At 73.1% G+C, this 15,442-nt stretch carries 16 protein-coding genes and 1 tRNA gene; 7 read left to right on the top strand and 10 right to left on the bottom strand.

The genetic code is table 11. The features are described 5' to 3' along the window. Positions 1–62: 62 nt before the first annotated feature. Positions 63–152: transfer RNA gene (locus tag Q2K19_RS12320), tRNA-Ser, on the bottom strand. A gap of 75 nt (positions 153–227) precedes the next feature. Here Q2K19_RS12320 and deoD point away from each other — a divergent pair. From deoD to Q2K19_RS12305, 3 genes are all read left to right on the top strand, one after another. Then, the gene (gene deoD, locus Q2K19_RS12315) at positions 228–935 is read left to right on the top strand and encodes a purine-nucleoside phosphorylase (RefSeq protein WP_302770742.1); all 708 of its coding nucleotides are present in this window, start codon (positions 228–230) and stop codon (positions 933–935) included. 110 nt (positions 936–1,045) lie between these two features. Further along, complete coding sequence (locus Q2K19_RS12310; protein WP_302770740.1) at positions 1,046–1,684, top strand: TetR/AcrR family transcriptional regulator; 639 nt, start codon at positions 1,046–1,048, stop codon at positions 1,682–1,684. After that, entirely contained in the window at positions 1,681–2,145 is a 465-nt protein-coding gene (locus Q2K19_RS12305) for an acyl-CoA thioesterase (RefSeq protein ID WP_302770738.1), read from the top strand. The genes Q2K19_RS12310 and Q2K19_RS12305 overlap by 4 nt, the downstream gene beginning before the upstream one ends. Before the next feature lie 61 nt (positions 2,146–2,206). Here the strand turns inward: Q2K19_RS12305 and Q2K19_RS12300 are convergent, their stop codons facing one another. From Q2K19_RS12300 to Q2K19_RS12285, 4 genes are all read right to left on the bottom strand, one after another. Next, entirely contained in the window at positions 2,207–2,659 is a 453-nt protein-coding gene (locus Q2K19_RS12300) for a nucleoside deaminase (RefSeq protein WP_302772450.1), read from the bottom strand. Between the two features lie 178 nt (positions 2,660–2,837). Beyond that, positions 2,838–3,365, bottom strand: coding sequence for a tRNA adenosine deaminase-associated protein (locus Q2K19_RS12295; protein WP_302770736.1), 528 nt, complete (start codon positions 3,363–3,365; stop codon positions 2,838–2,840). 118 nt (positions 3,366–3,483) lie between these two features. Further along, positions 3,484–3,654 carry a hypothetical protein gene (locus Q2K19_RS12290; protein ID WP_187413258.1) on the bottom strand — a complete coding sequence of 57 codons (171 nt, stop codon included), beginning with the start codon at positions 3,652–3,654 and terminating at the stop codon, positions 3,484–3,486. A 71-nt stretch (positions 3,655–3,725) separates the two neighbouring features. Next, positions 3,726–4,118 carry a hypothetical protein gene (locus Q2K19_RS12285; protein WP_446839666.1) on the bottom strand — a complete coding sequence of 131 codons (393 nt, stop codon included), beginning with the start codon at positions 4,116–4,118 and terminating at the stop codon, positions 3,726–3,728. A gap of 110 nt (positions 4,119–4,228) precedes the next feature. Here Q2K19_RS12285 and Q2K19_RS12280 point away from each other — a divergent pair, with 110 nt between their 5' ends. After that, positions 4,229–4,975 carry a M23 family metallopeptidase gene (locus Q2K19_RS12280; protein WP_302770733.1) on the top strand — a complete coding sequence of 249 codons (747 nt, stop codon included), beginning with the start codon at positions 4,229–4,231 and terminating at the stop codon, positions 4,973–4,975. Positions 4,976–5,044: 69 nt separating this feature from the next. Continuing rightward, entirely contained in the window at positions 5,045–6,115 is a 1,071-nt protein-coding gene (locus tag Q2K19_RS12275; RefSeq protein WP_302770730.1) for a PHP domain-containing protein, read from the top strand. Between the two features lie 13 nt (positions 6,116–6,128). Here Q2K19_RS12275 and Q2K19_RS12270 read toward each other — a convergent pair whose 3' ends face one another. After that, positions 6,129–7,106 carry a DMT family transporter gene (locus Q2K19_RS12270; RefSeq protein WP_302770729.1) on the bottom strand — a complete coding sequence of 326 codons (978 nt, stop codon included), beginning with the start codon at positions 7,104–7,106 and terminating at the stop codon, positions 6,129–6,131. Positions 7,107–7,246: 140 nt separating this feature from the next. Between Q2K19_RS12270 and Q2K19_RS12265 the strand changes: the two genes are divergently transcribed. After that, positions 7,247–8,917: a DUF885 domain-containing protein gene (locus Q2K19_RS12265; RefSeq protein ID WP_302770727.1), complete on the top strand. Its 1,671-nt coding sequence runs from the start codon at positions 7,247–7,249 to the stop codon at positions 8,915–8,917. Between the two features lie 66 nt (positions 8,918–8,983). On the opposite strand, the gene Q2K19_RS12260 is transcribed toward Q2K19_RS12265, so the two are convergent. The 3 genes from Q2K19_RS12260 to nudC form a co-directional block, all read right to left on the bottom strand. Beyond that, on the bottom strand, positions 8,984–10,597 hold the full coding sequence (locus Q2K19_RS12260; RefSeq protein ID WP_302770724.1) for a DUF6114 domain-containing protein: 1,614 nt from the start codon (positions 10,595–10,597) through the stop codon (positions 8,984–8,986). Between the two features lie 80 nt (positions 10,598–10,677). Beyond that, positions 10,678–11,226, bottom strand: a complete 549-nt coding sequence (locus Q2K19_RS12255; RefSeq protein WP_302772447.1) for a DUF6230 family protein — start codon at positions 11,224–11,226, stop codon at positions 10,678–10,680. 447 nt (positions 11,227–11,673) lie between these two features. Then, complete coding sequence (nudC, locus tag Q2K19_RS12250) at positions 11,674–12,597, bottom strand: NAD(+) diphosphatase (RefSeq protein WP_302770721.1); 924 nt, start codon at positions 12,595–12,597, stop codon at positions 11,674–11,676. Between the two features lie 194 nt (positions 12,598–12,791). Here nudC and Q2K19_RS12245 point away from each other — a divergent pair, with 194 nt between their 5' ends. Further along, entirely contained in the window at positions 12,792–14,621 is a 1,830-nt protein-coding gene (locus tag Q2K19_RS12245; RefSeq protein ID WP_302770720.1) for a VanW family protein, read from the top strand. 75 nt (positions 14,622–14,696) lie between these two features. Here Q2K19_RS12245 and Q2K19_RS12240 read toward each other — a convergent pair whose 3' ends face one another. Then, positions 14,697–15,323, bottom strand: coding sequence for an NADPH-dependent F420 reductase (locus tag Q2K19_RS12240; RefSeq protein WP_302770717.1), 627 nt, complete (start codon positions 15,321–15,323; stop codon positions 14,697–14,699). Positions 15,324–15,442: the final 119 nt, after the last annotated feature.

Raw genomic sequence — 15,442 nt, 5'->3', positions numbered from 1 at the left:
CGGCCGGCCCGTCATGCGGAAACGCCCGGCTGATCCGCTTGGATCAGCCGGGCGTTTCCGGTTGGCGGTGGCGGCGGGATTTGAACCCGCGGAGGGCGTAAACCCTCACACGCTTTCGAGGCGTGCTCCTTAGGCCACTCGGACACACCACCGCCGAGTAGGGTACAGGACCACCGGTCTGGACGCCGAACCGGTATCCCCGGGGCCGGCCTGGCAGGATCTTTGTCATGAGTACGCACATCGGCGCTGAGCCGGGAGAAATCGCCGAGCGGGTCCTGATGCCGGGCGACCCGCTGCGGGCCAAGTGGATCGCGGAGACCTACCTCGAGGGTGCCCGCTGCTACACCACGGTTCGCGGCATGCTGGGCTTCACCGGCCGCTGGAACGGCGTCGAGGTCTCCGTCCAGGGCTCCGGCATGGGCATGCCCTCCGCCTCCATCTACGCGCACGAGCTGATCAACGAGTACGGCGTGAAGACGCTGATTCGGGTCGGCTCCTGCGGCGCCCTGTCCGAGGACCTCCAGCTGCGCGACGTCATCGCCGCGATCGGCTCGTCCACCGACTCGAACATGAACCGGATGCGGTTCGACGGGCTGATCGACTACGCCCCGGTGGCCGACTTCGGGCTGCTGCGTACCTCGGTCGAGGTGGCCGAGCGGCGCGGCATCACGATGCATGTCGGCCCGATCCTGGCGGCCGACGCCTTCTACACCGACCGGCCGGACCTCTACGACACGCTCGCCGACTACGGCGTGCTCGCGGTGGAGATGGAGTCCGCGGCGCTCTACACGATCGCCGCCCGGTTCAAGGCCCGCGCGCTGACCATCCTGACGGTCAGCGACCACATCAAGACCGGCGAGAAGACCACCTCCGCCGAGCGCGAGCAGACCTTCAGCCAGATGGTCGAGGTCGCCCTCGACACCGTGATCGCCTGACCCGTCCGGAGCCTGCGACCGCCCCGCCACCCTGGGTGGCGGGGCGGTCGGCGTTCCAGGTCACATAAATAAATACGACCGGTCGTGCTTTTTTCGGTTACGCTGCCCGCATGACCTCCGACGGCCGGGTCGCCCGCGGCGACCGCACCCGCATGGCCGTGCTGGACGCCGCGGTGGCGCTGGCCACCGAGGCCGGCCTCGACGGCCTCTCCCTAGGCCAGCTCGCCGACCGGCTCGGCGTCAGCAAGTCGGGCCTCTTCGCGCACTGGCGGTCCAAGGAGGCGCTCCAGCTCGCCACGGTCGACCGGGCCGTGGCGCAGTGGGAGGAACGGATCGTCGACCCGGCCCTGCGCACCCCGCGCGGCGTCCGCCGGCTGCGGGCCCTGCACGAGGCCCGGATCGATTTCTACGCCGCCCGGGTGCTCCCCGGCGGCTGCTTCTTCGCCAACACCGAGTTCGAGTTCAACGCCCGCCCCGGCCCGGTCCGGGACCGGCTCGCCGCGGCGTTCGGCCGCTGGACCGCCTTCCTCGAACGCCTCGTCCAGGAGGCCGTCGACCTCGGCGAACTTCGCGCCGACGTGGACGTGCCGCAACTGGCGTACGAGATCGACGCGCTCGGGATCGGCGCGGCCATGCGCGGCCGCCTGCTGGACCCGGACGCCACCTACCGGCACGCCCGCCAGGGCCTGCTGAGCCGACTGCGGGCGCTCTGCCCCGACCCGACCCTGCTACCGGAAGGCCAGCCATGAGCCACGCCACCGTCGACCGGCCGGTCGTCGAGTTCGGTCACGTCGAGCACGTCACGGTGCACTTCGACGACCTCGACGCCCTCGGCATCCTGCACAACGCCCGGTACGCGGTGCTGCTGGAGCGGGCCCTCACCCCGTACTGGGCCAGCCGGGGGCACGGCTTCCGGGGCCGGGACAGCTCGCCCGATGTGTTCCACGCGGTCCGCGAGTTCACCATCCGCTACCGCGCTCCGATCGCCACCACCGGCCCGGTCGCGGTGCACTTCTGGCTGGAGCACTTCGGCACGAGCAGCGCCGAGTACGCCTTCCAGTTCCGCTCGGTCGACGGCGACACGGTGTACGCCGAGGGCACCCGGGCGATCGTCCGACTCGACCCGCTGACCCTGCGCCCCGCCCCGTGGACCGACGCCGCCCACGCCGTCGCCGCGACCCTCCTCCGCCCCGCCCCAACGCCAGCCTGACGTCGGGAGGTGTTAAGCGGGGGCCCGTGCTCTACCTGAGGCGTTAAAAGGGGGCCCTTCCTTACCGGAAGAAGGCGCGCAGCAGCGCCGCGCTCTCGGTCTCCAGCACCCCGCCGTAGACCTCGGGGCGGTGCGTCAGGCGGCGGTCGCGCAGCACGTCCCAGAGCGAGCCGACCGCGCCGGTCTTCGGCTCCCAGGCGCCGAAGACCACCGTCGAGACCCGGGCCAGCGCGACCGCCCCGGCGCACATCGTGCAGGGCTCCAGGGTCACCACCAGCGTGCAGCCGTCCAGCCGCCAGCGCCCCAGCCGCTCGGCGGCCCGGCGCAGCGCCAGCACCTCGGCGTGCGCGGTCGGGTCCCCGGTCAGCTCCCGCTCGTTGCGCCCGATCGCCAGCTCGGCGCCGTCCGCGCCGTAGAGCACCGCGCCGACCGGGACATCGTCGACCGCCGCGTCACCGTCCGCCGCCGGGCCGCTGTCCGGGCCGGTCACCGCGACCTCGAGCGCGCGGCGCATCCACAGCTCGTGCCGCTGCCGGCGGCCCACCCCACCCGGGTCGGCCAGCCCCTCGTCCGCGCCGGGCCCGACCCGGCCCGGCCGGCCCGGGGTCGGCTGCCCCGGGCGTACGGTCTCCAGCGCCGGGTCGGTGGCGTCGGCCGGCTCCACGGCGCCGGGCGCCACCGACTCCGACGGTTCAGACCTCACGCAGCTCCTCGACCTCGTCCGCGCAGCCCAGCACCTGGCAGACCTCGGCGGTCACGTCGGCCGGCATCATGCCCTCGTGGCCGCAGAGGGCGAGCAGCTTCTGCGCCGAGATGCCCAGGTCGGCGAGGAGGTCGGCGTCGCCCACCGGGTCGGCCTCCGGGTCCACCGCCGGCTGCTCGGCCTCGTCGTCGCCCCCGGCCGCCGCGCGCGACTCGTCGGCCTCGTCCAGCCCGGTGACCGAGGTCTTCAGGTCGCCGACCAGCAGGGCGCCGAGCCGGGACTCCTCCGCGTACGCCGAGTCGGAGCCGAAGATGCGCAGGTCCTCGCCGTCGTCCAGGCGCATGATCACCAGGTACGTGTCGTCGGCCTCGACGAAGAGCAGGGACAGGTCGGCGTCCGGCTCGACGTCGCGCAGCCGGTCGGCGACCTCCTCGATGTCGGTGACGCCCCGCAGGCTCACCTCATCGGCGGTCCAGCCGCCGTCGACGCGGCCCACGGCAGCAGCGAAGTACGACACGGTCCCCCCAAATTGGCCCCGGCAGCACGCCGACTCGTCACGCGTGCACGTTAACCGGTCGGGTCGGCAGGCGACCGGTCAACGCCCCGAAGGGCCGGCCGTTCCTGGAGAAAGTCGGTCAGCCGGCGATGCGCCGGCGGGTGGCGATGAGCTGGCGCAGACGCTCGGTGCGGACCCGCTGCGGCCGCTCGCGCTGACGTACCGCGCGGGCGCCGGCCAACTCGGCGAGGAGTTGCAGGCGGCGGCGGCTCCGGTCAGGGTCGAGCCGCGGCGGGGTGGTCCAGGCCATACCGCGAGCGTGAACCGTCACCGCACGTACGTCAAGGGGCGTTCGCTGCGCAGCGAAGCGCTCACCGCCCGTCACCAGAGTGGCCAGTCCCCGCTCTGCGCCCAGCGCACCGCGACGACGGCGGCGGCGATGCTCCAGCCGCCCGCCGTGACGATCGCCACCCCCGTCGCCACCCCCCGGTCGCCGTACCGGACCAGTGCCGCGGCGGCCAGCCAGGCCAGCCCCCCGCCGATCATCGTCCACCAGGCGTAGCTGGGCACGTCCCGGCCGAGCAGGCCGAACAGCAGCAGCCAGGCGAAGGCCGTCACCGCGCCGGACGCGACCCCGCCACCGGTGATCGGGTACGGCTCGCGCCAGGTGGGCCGCATCGGCGCCCCGGCGGGGAAGAGGCCCGACGGGATCCGCGGCGCCGGCCGGGCCGGCCCCGCGCCGATGTCACCGGGTACGGCCTGCCACCCGCTCATCGCCCCTGCTCCCTTCACGGACCGTGCACGCACCGGGATCACGCAGCGCGACCGTTCCCGGCCGGCTTCCGGCGTTCGTCCCCACCGTACTTCTCTGCCAGGATGACCGGATGCGCTCGCGATCGATCGGCCGCCGCCCGCGGGCCGCGTTCCCGGTCCTGCTGCTGCTCGTCCCCGCCCTGGCCGCCGGGTGCGCCCCCGCCGACGGCCCGGCGAGCCCGGAAAGCTCCTGGGCGGGTCCGAGCGCCGGGGCCAGCGCGGAGCAGCCCCCGTCGACCTTCGCCGCACCGACCTCGGCCGCCCCCGCCCCGACCCCCGGGAACCTCCGGCACGTCTTCCCGGTGCGGGCGAGCAACGTCGCCTACCACCCGACCCACTCCGCGTACCCGGGGACGGACATCTTCGCCGACTGCGGCGAGCCGGTGGTGGCGGTCACCGACGGCCGGATCCTCGAGGTGAGCCGGGTGGACCGGTTCAGCAAGCGCGGGCCGCTCGGGCCGTACAACGGGGGCCTGTCGGTCTCGCTGCTCGGCGACGACGGGGTCCGCTACTACGGGTCGCACCTGAGCGCGGTCGCCTCCGGGATCGACGCCGGCGTCCGCGTCCGGGCCGGGCAGGCGCTCGGCAAGGTCGGGCACACCGGCAACGCCAACAACGTGTGCCACCTGCACTTCGGCCTCTCCCCGAGGTGCACCGGGCACGACGACTGGTGGATCCGGCGGGGCGTGATCTGGCCGGCGCCCTACCTGACCTCGTGGCGCAAGGGGGGCAACCGGGGGCCGGCCGCCGAGGTGGTCGCCTGGCAGCGCCGGCACGGCTGCCCGAAGGCCCCCGCCACGACCGGCAGCGCCGGCTGACCGGCGTCCACTCCCGACACCCCGCACGACACCCGGCGACCGGCGGCGCGGGCGCGTAGGTTGCAGGGCATGACTGCCCGGGATCCCCTCGCCGACCTGCGCCGGATCGCGTTCCTGCTGGAGAAGGCGAACGAGGCCACCTACCGGGTCCGGGCCTTCCGGTCGGCGGCCAACGCGCTCGCCGCGCTGCCCGCCGGGCAGGTGACCGAGCGGGCCCGCACCGGCAAGCTGACCGAGCTGCCGGGGGTCGGCGACGTCACCGCCCGCTGCGTGGCCGAGTCGCTGGCCGGCGAGGAGCCCGTCTACCTGCGCCGGCTGGTCGCCACCGAGGGCACCGACCTGGGCGAGGCGGCGGCGAAGCTGCGGGACGCGTTGCGCGGCGACTGCCACACCCACTCCGACTGGTCCGACGGCGGCTCACCGATCGAGGAGATGGCCCTGGCGGCCGTCGAGCTGGGCCACGAGTACCTGGTGCTGACCGACCACTCGCCCCGGCTGAAGGTGGCCCGGGGGCTGACCGCGGACCGGCTGCGCAAGCAGCTCGACCACGTGGCCGCGGTCAACGAGGCGCTGCCGAAGGGCTTCCGCATCCTCACCGGCATCGAGGTGGACATCCTCGCCGACGGGTCGCTGGACCAGGACGAGGAGCTGCTCGCCCGACTCGACGTGGTGGTCGGCTCGGTGCACAGCGGCCTGAACGACGAGCGGGCGAAGATGACCCGGCGGATGCTCACCGCGATCGGCAACCCGCACCTGGACATCCTCGGCCACTGCACTGGACGGATGGTGTCGTCCCGGCCGGCGGGGGTGACGGGGCCGGGCGACCGGGGGCACCGGGCGCGTACCCGGGCCGAGAGCGACTTCGACGCGGACGCCGTCTTCGCGGCCTGCGCGGAGCACGGCGTCGCCGTCGAGGTCAACTCCCGGCCGGAGCGGCAGGACCCGCCGAAGCGGCTGATCCGCCGCGCGCTGGAGGCCGGCTGCCGGTTCGCCATCAACACCGACGCGCACGCCCCCGGTCAGCTCGACTGGCAGCGGTTCGGCTGCGAGCGCGCGGCGCTCTGCGGCGTACCGGCGAACCGGGTGATCAACACCTGGAAGGCGGACCGCCTGGTGAAGTGGGCGGCCACCCGCCGCTGACCGGCCCGGCGGGTCAGCGACGGGCGGCCGACGCGGCGGCCGGGACGGCGGGGACGCCCACCCCGGCCCGGGCCCGCCGCCGGCCGAGCATCCCCTGCGCGACCGCCACGCCGAGAAGCACGATCAGCGCACCCACCGGCTGGTGCCAGTTCATCCGCTCGCCGAGCACCACCGCCCCGACCAGCACCGCGAAGACCGGGATCAGGTACGTGACGGTGGACGCGGTGCTCGCGCCGGCCACCCGGATGTTGCGCAGGTTGATCACGAAGGCGAGCCCGGTGCCGAGCGCGCCGAGCGCCAGCACGCTGGCCACCACCCGCAGGGACAGGCCGGTCGGCACCGGCGGCGCTCCGGCCACCAGCGGCGCCACCACCGCGAGCTGCGCCGTCGCGACCAGCAGCTGCGCCGCCGACAGCGACAGCCCGGAGTATGCGGTCCCCGCGATGAACTTCTTCTGGTACGGGATGGCGACGCCGTAGCAGGCCGCCGCGCCCAGGCACATCAGCTGGCCGGTGAAGTGGGACCCGCCGACGCCCTCCCAGACGCCGAGCACCACCAGCACACCGGCGAAGCCCAGCCCGAGCCCGATCGCCCGCCGCACGGTCAGCCGCTCGGTGCGGAACACCAGCACCGCCAGCGGCAGCACGATCAGCGGCGTGGTGGCGTTCCAGATGCCGGCGAGCATCGACTCCACCCGCTGCTCGCCGAAGCCGAACAGGGTGAACGGCAGCGCCACGCCGAAGGCGGCGACCACCAGCAGGTGCGCCCACACCCGGGGCTCGCGGGGCAGCCGGTCGCGCAGCAGGGCCAGCACCACCAGCAGGGTCGCCGCGCCGGTGGCGACCCGGTAGAGGGTGAGGTGCAGCGGGTGCAGCTCGGTCACCCCGACCTTGATGAAGAGGAAGCTGGACCCCCAGATCACGCCGAGGGCGAGGAAGCCGGGCAGCCAACTCTTGAGGGGCGCCCGGTCAGGAGTGAAGTCCGCCGTCACCCCTGACACTCTGCCGCAGGGGTACGACGAAGTCCCGCGAAAATCGGACGCCGTGTCGACCGCCACAGCGGCCGCCTGCGGGCGTGAACAACCGCAAACACGGTCGACACCGGGGCGGCACCGTCACGTAGGGTCGCAACGTGGGACGAATCGATGACCTCGCCAACCGGTACGTGGCCGACTGGGCGCCGCTGAGCCCGACCGGCGCCACCTACGTCGGCATCGCCGGCTACGACGACCAGCTCGACGACCTCTCCCCGGAGGGGTACGCGGCCCGCGCCGACCTGACCCGGCGCACCCTGGCCGACCTCGACGTGACCGAGCCGGACACGGAGGCCGAGCGGACGGCCAAGGAGGCGATGCAGGAGCGCCTCGGTCTGGAGCTCGCCCGGCACGAGGCCGGCGAGGCCACCAGCGAGATCAACGTGATCGCCAGCGGGCTGCACGAGATCCGGATGGTCTTCGACCTCATGCCGACCGAGGGCGACGACGCCAAGGCCAACGTCGCCGCCCGGCTCAACCGCTTCCCGGCGGCGCTCGAGGGCTACAAGCGGACGCTGCGCGAGGCCGCCGCGGCCGGGCACGTCAGCTCGCAGGTGCAGCTGGTCGAGGTGGCCAAGCAGTGCGACATCTGGATCGACCCGAACGGCGACAACTTCTTCCACGGCCTGGCCGAGCGGCTCGGGGTCGACGGGACGCTCGGCGCGGAGCTGCGCAAGGGCGCCGCCGCCGCGACCGCCGCCACCGCCGAGTTCGGGCAGTTCCTCCGCACCGAGCTGGCCCCGCTGGGGCGGCAGAAGCAGGCCGCCGGCCGGGAGCGCTACGAGCTGGCGTCGCAGTACTTCCTCGGCGCCAGAGTCGACCTCGACGAGACGTACGCCTGGGGTTTCGCGGAGCTGGCCCGCCTGGAGGCGGAGATGCGAACCATCGCCAAGCGCATCGCGGGTCCGGGTGCCACCGTCGACGACGCCGTGGCGGCGCTCGACGCCGACCCGTCCCGGACCATCCAGGGCAAGGAGGCGTTCCGGGACTGGATGCAGGCGCTGGCCGACAAGGCGATCAGCGAGCTGCACGGCACCCACTTCGACATCCCGGAGCAGGTCCGCCGGATCGAGTGCTGCCTCGCGCCGACCAGCGACGGCGCGATCTACTACACCGGTCCGAGCGAGGACTTCTCCCGCCCGGGCCGGATGTGGTGGGCGGTCCCGCAGGGCATCACCGACTTCTCCACCTGGCGCGAGGTGACCACGGTCTACCACGAGGGCGTGCCGGGTCACCACCTCCAGGTCGCCCAGACCGCCGTCCGCGCCGAACTGCTCAACCGCTGGCAGCGCCTGCTCTGCTGGGTCTCGGGGCACGGTGAGGGCTGGGCGCTCTACTCCGAGCGGCTGATGGACGAGCTGGGCTACCTGGAGGACCCGGGCGACAAGCTCGGCATGCTCGACGGGCAGGCGTTCCGCGCGGCCCGCGTGATCGTCGACATCGGCATGCACCTGGAGCTGGAGATCCCGCGAGACAACCCGTTCGGCTTCCACCCGGGCGAGCGGTGGACGCCGGAGCTGGGTTGGGAGTTCATGCGGGCGCACTGCCGGGTGCCGGACGAGAACCTGCGCTTCGAGCTCAACCGCTACCTGGGCTGGCCGGGGCAGGCGCCCTCCTACAAGGTGGGCGAGCGGATCTGGCTCCAGGCCCGGGACGAGGCGAGGGCCCGCAAGGGGGCCGACTTCGACCTCAAGGAGTTCCACCGCCAGGCGCTCGACCTCGGCGCGCTGGGGCTCGACCCGCTGCGCCGGGCGCTGGCCCGGCTCTAGGACGACGGACGGCCGGGAGTCGGAGGTTTCCCTCCGGCTCCCGGCCGTTTCGCGTACCCGCCGGGCTCAGGCCAGGTCGACCTTGAGCGTCGGCGTGGCGGTGAGCGACTTCGACTTCTCGTACGCCAGCTTGATCGCCGGGTCGGTGAAGGTGACCGGGATCGGCGACGTGATCGGCAGGCCGTCCGGGAACGGCAGGTCCGGGGTCAGCGTGATCTTGATGCCGAGCAGGTACCCGACGAAGCGGGTGGCGTAGAAGGCGACGTCGCCCTCGACGGTGAGCCGGTTGGTGACGTACCGCTGCTTCTTGCCCGCCGGACCGGTCGCCAGGAGGGTGAAGTCCTCGGTCACCGCCTTGTCCATGGTGAACTTCAGGCACTTGAGCGTGCCGTCGCGGGTGGGCAGCTCGACGATCCCCTCGAACCGCAGCCCGGTCATGGTCACCTTGGAGCCGGTCATGTCGGAGGGCGGATCGGCGACGATCGGCTGGTCCGGGTCGGCGGCGAGCTTGGGCAGCGGCTGGCCCGCCTCGACCGGCTTCGGCGTGGTCGGCGCGGGGCTGGCGCAGGGGTCGTCGCCCGGCTCGGCGGGGGCGGAGGGCTTCGCCGAGGAACTGGTGCTCGGTTCCGGCGTCGCGCTGGTGCTCGCGGTGGGCGTGGCGCCGGTCGGCGTCGGCTCGGCCGCGGCCGCCGCCGCATCCGAGCTGCTCGGCGTCGGGGCGGGCGACGGCTCGGCGCTGCCGGAGTCGCCGCCGGTGAAGAGGCCGGTGATGCCGTCGATGAGGTCGGTCAGCAGGTTGCCGTCCGAACTCGTCTCCGCCGCGGCGGGGCTCGCGCCGGCCGAGGGGGAGACGGAGGCGGAGGCGCTCGGGTTCGGCGTCTCCGGGGCGGTGGTGGTGGTCGGGCAGGACGCCGGTGCGGCGACCGCGGGCTGCTCGCCGCGGATCCCGAGCAGGCCGGCCGTGGCCAGGCTGGCGACCAGCAGCAGGATCCCGTACAGCTTCGGGTCGCGGTGCCCGGTGCCCTCGGGGCCGTCGGGCCGGACGGCCGGGAGCACCTGCGTGGTGTCGGCGGACCCGGCCGGTGGCTCCGCCGGAGCCGGCTCCCGCAGCGGGTTGCGCGGCTCGGGCAGCGTGTCGGTGAGGACGCCGGTCGTCTCGTCCTCGCGCTGTCGGGGCAGCAGTTCGTCGACGAGGCCCAGCACGTCGTCGTCCGCGTGCTCCTCGTCGGCCGCGTGCTCCTCGTCGTCCGCGTGCTCCTCGTCGGCCGGCTCCCCGGAGGGGGCGGGCTTCTTGGCGGGCACCCAGGCGAAGCCGAGCGCGCTACCGACCATGCCGAGCAGCAGGCCGATGAAGAAGCCCCCGAGGTTGACCCCGATCAGCGAGTAGACCGCGGTGATCGCCGCGACGATCGCGTAGAACATGCGCTGCGACGGGCTGAACCAGAGCAGCATCCCGCAGGCGACGAGGATGACCGGGATCAGCCAGGAGAGGAAACCGGTCGGGCCCATCTGGAAGGTGAGCCCGTTCAAGCTCATCTGCGTGGTGCCGAAGATCTCCAGACCGGCCAACGCGGTGAAGAGCCCACCCCAGAACGGCCGTGCCCGCCGCCAGCGGCGGAAGCCACGCCACGCCTGCCCGAACCGGTTGGGCCGGGCGTGGTGCGTCTCGGCGGTTGTCACGTACTCCTCCTGGCGGTGCTGACGGGGTGAGACAAGGTCGAGGCCCGCGGAGGGCGCCCTCCGCGGGCCTCGACATCAGATCAGAAACATTCCCTGGCGCTCGCGCCGACGTTCACCTTGAGCTTGAGGCCGTTCAGGGTGAAGGTGCCGGCGCTGGTGGAGCGGGCCACCTGCTCCAGGTCGGTGATGACGACCTTGTCGGCGCTCTGACCGAAGGACTTCGGCTGGGCGCTCTCGTTGAGGTCGGTCGCGTCCCGGCCGATCTTGATGTTGGTGAACTCCGCGTTGCCCTCGAGGGAGTCCATGTCGATCAGCAGGCCGCTGGCGGTCGCCGGGTTGCCGCCGCCACCGGCGTTGATGGTCAGCACGATCGGCACGCCCGGGAGGCTGGCGTTGACCGACTGGCAGAGGTCGTAGAGCTTGGCGCTGGTGATCTCGGAGACGGCCACCGGGTGCAGGGTGCCGTCCTTCTCCCTGGCGATGCCGCCGTACTGCTTGAAGCCGTCGCCCTCCAGCTTCGAGGCGCCGACCTTGAAGGTCTGGCCCGACACGGCGAACGAGGCGGCGATGGCGCCGTTGGCCATGCCCAGCACGATGCCGCCGGCCACGACGGTCGCCGGCACCATCATCGCCGCGAAGCGACGCCAGCGGGTGCCGCCACTCACCTGGCGGTCTTCCGATTCACTCACAGGTCCTCCTCGACGGGGGTGCGTCACCGGCGCGGGTCGCGACTCGGGACGGGGAAAGCTGCGGGCGGCGCGGCGACCGTTGTGCCGACGGGCCGCGCACTACGCGGATTGGATGCTCTCGCGAAGCGACACACCTCACAAGCCCCTTGCTACTGACGGGTAACACAATCGTGATATCAAGATCGCCCGCGATTACCAAGGGTTAACACCCTGGCGGCGACAAGTCCAGAACAAACCGTCCCGATTACGACACCGAGGCCATCCTGTTTCACCTGTGGTAGCGATGACGGACACAAATCACAGTTCGGTAACGAGGGCCTGACAAACCGCTGAGGGTGAGTCGGCCATCACCCGTCCGGCGGAGCTGGCTGACCGGTCGGCGGGCGGTCAGCTCCGCCGGTCCACCCAGGACGCCAGCAGGTGATGATCGATCGAATCGATCCGACCCAGTGAGCGCCCCTCCGCCACCCGGGCCCGCAACTCCTCCCGGGTGAACCAGCGCGCGTCCACCAGCTCCTCGCCGTCCACCCGGACCTCCGTCGAGGTCGCCGTCGCCCGGAAACCGACCATCAGCCCCGCCGGGAACGGCCACGCCTGCGACCCCTGGTACGCCATCCCGGCCACCGTCACTCCGGCCTCCTCGGCCAGCTCCCGGCGTACCGCGTCCTCCAGACTCTCGCCGACCTCCACGAACCCGGCCAGCGTCGACCAGGACCCCTCCGGCGCGCCCCGGTGCCGGGCCAGCAGGCAGCGCCCGGGTTCGCCGGGCGACTCCACCAGCACGATCACCGCCGGCTCGATCCGCGGGAACAGCAGCCGCCCGCAGCCGGGGCCGGTGCACGAACGGGTGTGCCCGCCGTCCCGCGCCTCCGTCGCCGCCCCGCAGCCACCGCAGTACCGCTGACCCCGGTGCCAGTGCAGCAACCCCTTCGCGTACGCCTGGACGGCCGCGTCGGCCGCCCCCAGCCCGCCCACCAGGGCCCGGACGTCCACCGCCTCCGCCGCGCCGGCGAGCTCGAGCGCCTCCCGCTCGGCCCGGCCGGACAGGTCAGCGGCGAAGACCGCCCGGCCCGAGTCCAGGCCGAGGAATACCGTCTCGTCGGCGTCACCGAGCAACCCGGCCGCCTCGACCGCCGGCAACCGCACCGGCGACCGCTCCGCCGACACCAGGCAGCGGTCCTGCCAGAACGGCAGCAGCACGCTCTCCCGGTCGGTCAGCCGGTCGGCGATCCAGCCCGGGTCGGCACGCAACGCGCCCGCCCGGTCCAGCCACCCTCCGCCGTACGCCAGGCCCAGCTCATCCGTCCGCACCCGCACACCGTCGCACGACCGCCGTCCCGGCGGACGCCCGGGTCCGGTGATCGCCGTGACACCGCGCCGACCGGTCGACACGCTGCGCCGAGCAGGGTTGGACGGAGACTCCCGACCGGCTCGCGCGTTGGTTACCGTAGGTGTCCTCCAAGCGGGGAAGAGATCCCCGCGTGGTCCTTCCGATCGAGGTTGCTGTGACGCTGTACGGGGAAAAGCTCCCGCCCGCCGACGACCGGCCCACCGTGAAGGTCACCGCGGTGAGCTGGCCGGGTGACGAGCCGGATCCCGCCGTCACACCGGCCCGGCCCGCCGGGCGCGCCTGGTTCCGACGGGGCCGGTTCCTGCTCGCCGGTGGTCTCACCGCGGCCGTGCTGGCCGCCGGCGTCGGCGCCGGCACCTGGGCGTACGCCGGAGACGTCCCGCGCGGCACCACCGTGCTCGGCGCCGAGCTGGGTGGCCGGAGCCGGGCCGAGGCGGCCCGGGCGCTGCAGGCCGAGCTGGACCGCCGCGCGGCGGCGCTGAGCGCGCCGATCACGGTCACCGTGGGCGAGAAGACCTCCGAGGTGCGGAGCCTCCAGGTGAAGCCCGCCGACCTCGGCCTCGCGATCGACGTGGAGGCCACCGTGGCGGCGGCGGCCGCCGCCGAGGCGCACGCGGTGAGCCGGCTGTTCGGCTCCCGTGCGGTCGACCCGGTGGTGACCGTCGACGCCGCCCGGCTGGACGCGGTGCTGCGCCGGGCCGTGGGCGACCAGGGCCGGGAAATGACCATGCCGGCCATCATCTTCACCGGCACCACTCCGAAGCCGGTCTACCCGAAGCCGGCGCTGACCGCCGATCAGAGCGGCGCGGCCGACGCGGTGAAGGCGAGCTGGCTCGCTGGGCGGCCGGTCACCGTGCCGCTGGTCGAGAAGTGGCCGGCGACCAGCCGGGAGGAGGTGGACCGCCTCGTCACCGAGCTGGCCAGGCCGGCCGTCGCCGCTCCCGTCCGCCTCTCCACCGACCGGGGCTCGGTCAGCATCCCGCCCGCCGCCATCGCCCGCAGCCTGCGCTTCTCGGCGGACGACGCGGGCAAGCTGACTCCCCGCGTCGACGTCAAGCGCCTGCGGGGCGCCCTCGGCGACGGGCTGGCGAAGGTCGAGGTGGCGCCGAAGGACGCCGGCCTGACCATCGTCGGCGGCACGCCGAAGGTGGTGCCGGGCCGGGCCGGCCGGCAGGTCGACACGGCCACGCTCAGCCGGGATCTGCTCGCCGTCCTGCCGAAGGCCGAGGGCCGCACGGTTACCGCGGAGCTGAAGCCGGCCCAGCCGGAGCTGACCGAGGCGAAGCTGGCCGATCTGGGCATCAAGGAACGGGTCTCCACCTTCACCACCCGGTTTCCCGGCGGCCTCTCCTCCCCCCGCAGCCAGAACATCGTCCAGGCGGCCAAGGACGTCGACGGCGCACTCGTGCAGCCGGGCGAGACGTTCTCCCTCAACGGTCACACCGGCGAGCGCGGCTACGACCAGGGCTACCAGGACGCGCCGACCATCGTGAACGGCAAGTTGGTGCCGGGCGTCGGCGGCGGCGTCTCGCAGTTCACCACGACGCTGTTCAACGCGACCTACTACGCCGGGCTGGAGGACGTGGAGCACAAGCCGCACTCGTTCTACTTCAGCCGCTACCCGGCCGTCATCGAGTCGACCATCTACTGGCCGCAGCTGGACTTCAAGTTCCGCAACAACACCCCGTACGGCGTCCTCATCGACACCTCGTACACCTCCGGCACGATCACCGTTTCGATCTGGAGCACCCGGATCTACGACAGCGTCAAGACCGAGTACGGTCCCCGCCGCGACATCACCCAGCCGCGGACGGTCTACCTGGAGCCCGGCCCCGACTGCATCTCCGCCGAGGGCAGCGTGGGCTTCGCCCAAGACGCCTACCGGGTCATCAAGAAGGACGGCAAGGTGGTCAAGCGGGAGAAGTTCAGCTGGCGCTACGACCCGGAGCCCCGGTTCGTCTGCGGTCCCCAGCCGCCCGCCTGACGTCCGCCGCAGGCATGCACGAGAAGGCCCCGCCAGGCGCATCGCCGGCGGGGCTTTCTTTCGTCGTACGCCCGATCAGGGCCGCGCCGCGGCCAGCCCCTCGCGTACGCCCTTGGCGTCGCGATCGGTGCCGTAGACGGGGGTGTCGGGCTGCTGCCGCCAGCTCTCGTCGAGCGTGCCGGCGTCCACCGGGTCGAAGCCCAGGTCGTCCACGAGCGCCATGACGGCCCGCTTGGCGTCGGCGTCGTCGGCCGCGACCGGCAGCGCGATCCGGTCCGGGGCGCCGGCCGGCCTGCCGTTGTCCATCAGGTGCGGCGCCTGGATGTTGTTGAACACCTTCACCACCTGGGCACCCTTGAGGTGGTCCGCGGTCCACCGGCTGGAGCTGAGGCTGCGGTCGAGCAGCTCGGGGATCTCCCCGTCGCGCTGCGGATAGTAGTTGTCCGCGTCGATTACGATCTTGCCGTCGAAGAGCGCCGCGGGCAGGTCCGGCACCGCCTTCAGCGGTACGGCGATGACCACCAGTTCCGCCCCCTGCGTGGCGTCCTCCAGGGTGCCGGCCCGGGCTCCGGTCTCCGTTGCGAGGTCGGTCAGGCTCTGCGGCCCGCGCGAGTTGGCCACCGTGACGTGGTGGCCCAGCGCCCGCAGGCGACGGGTCAGCGTGCCACCGACGTGTCCAGACCCGATGATTCCGATCTCCATGACCACTCCTGCCTCCGCCAACGCCTGGCGGTCAGTTCCGGTCGAACCATCAGCAGGTACCCCGACCGGTGCGCCCCGATCATGGCTGGCGCGTACCCCACATCACGTTTCCCGCCACC

This window comes from Micromonospora sp. NBRC 110009, from assembly GCF_030518795.1.
In the GTDB taxonomy this organism is placed as follows: Bacteria; Actinomycetota; Actinomycetes; order Mycobacteriales; family Micromonosporaceae; genus Micromonospora.
Note: the sequence above shows the minus strand (reverse complement) of the source record. Positions and strands in the feature narration are given on the sequence as shown.

Coding starts and splice junctions, on each gene's coding strand:
- deoD (WP_302770742.1), top strand. CDS start 228: ATGAGTACGCACATCGGCGCTGAGCCGGGAGAAATCGCCGAGCGGGTC.
- Q2K19_RS12310 (WP_302770740.1), top strand. CDS start 1,046: ATGACCTCCGACGGCCGGGTCGCCCGCGGCGACCGCACCCGCATGGCC.
- Q2K19_RS12305 (WP_302770738.1), top strand. CDS start 1,681: ATGAGCCACGCCACCGTCGACCGGCCGGTCGTCGAGTTCGGTCACGTC.
- Q2K19_RS12300 (WP_302772450.1), bottom strand. CDS start 2,659: ATGCGCCGCGCGCTCGAGGTCGCGGTGACCGGCCCGGACAGCGGCCCG.
- Q2K19_RS12290 (WP_187413258.1), bottom strand. CDS start 3,654: ATGGCCTGGACCACCCCGCCGCGGCTCGACCCTGACCGGAGCCGCCGC.
- Q2K19_RS12285 (WP_446839666.1), bottom strand. CDS start 4,118: ATGAGCGGGTGGCAGGCCGTACCCGGTGACATCGGCGCGGGGCCGGCC.
- Q2K19_RS12280 (WP_302770733.1), top strand. CDS start 4,229: ATGCGCTCGCGATCGATCGGCCGCCGCCCGCGGGCCGCGTTCCCGGTC.
- Q2K19_RS12275 (WP_302770730.1), top strand. CDS start 5,045: ATGACTGCCCGGGATCCCCTCGCCGACCTGCGCCGGATCGCGTTCCTG.
- Q2K19_RS12255 (WP_302772447.1), bottom strand. CDS start 11,226: ATGATGGTGCCGGCGACCGTCGTGGCCGGCGGCATCGTGCTGGGCATG.
- Q2K19_RS12240 (WP_302770717.1), bottom strand. CDS start 15,323: ATGGAGATCGGAATCATCGGGTCTGGACACGTCGGTGGCACGCTGACC.